This window comes from Streptomyces glaucescens (assembly GCF_002154375.1).
Classification (GTDB): domain Bacteria; phylum Actinomycetota; class Actinomycetes; order Streptomycetales; family Streptomycetaceae; genus Streptomyces; species Streptomyces glaucescens.
Window position 1 is genome coordinate 1 of sequence record NZ_MUND01001104.1, and the last position, 650, is coordinate 650.

Consider the following 650-nt stretch of genomic DNA (forward strand, 5'->3'; position numbering starts at 1 on the left):
CTGGGAGCCGCTGCCGGTGCACGACGACGGCCTCCTGCTCTGGGTGCGGCTCGACGAGGCCGGCGGGGAGGAGCCGCTGGACGCGCCCGCCGTACCGCGCCGGCCGGACCGGGCCCGCGCACTCGCGGCCGTCCACGTCGGCACCGGGATCTGCGAGCCGGAGGACGTGATGGCGAACCGGCTGGATCCCTGGCACGGGGCCTGGTACCACCCGTACTCGTTCGTCGAACTCACCGTGGTCGCCGCACCCGAGGGCTCCGGGGACGCGGACGAGGACCGCTTCACCGTCGACGTGTCCTTCAAGGTGGCGGGACGGATCGTCGTGCCGGTGCGGGCCGTCTTCACCGCTCCCGAACCCCGCACGGTCGTCATGCACATCACCGAAGGGGAGGGCGAGGGCTCGGTCGTCGAGACCCATGCCACGCCCCTCGGCCCGGACGAACGGGGCCGTCCGCGCACCGCGGTGATCGAAGCGGTGGTGGCGGCCTCGGACCGACCCGGCTTCGCCGTCGCGCGCCGGGCCGCGCCCCTGCTGCGCCCGCTCGTGCGCACCGCGGCGGCGCGTCTCTGGCGCGACGACCTCGCCTACGCCGAACGGAGGTGGCAATTGCGCTCCACGGGCCGCTTCCCCGGCTGACGCCGTGCCGCGC

General features: G+C 75.4%; 1 protein-coding gene. It reads left to right on the forward strand.

Annotated elements, in window-relative coordinates; genetic code table 11:
- Positions 1-637 (forward strand): DUF5914 domain-containing protein (locus CCN42_RS40890; RefSeq protein WP_086742085.1); only part of this gene is annotated, 637 nt, incomplete at its 5' end.
- Positions 638-650: the final 13 nt, after the last annotated feature.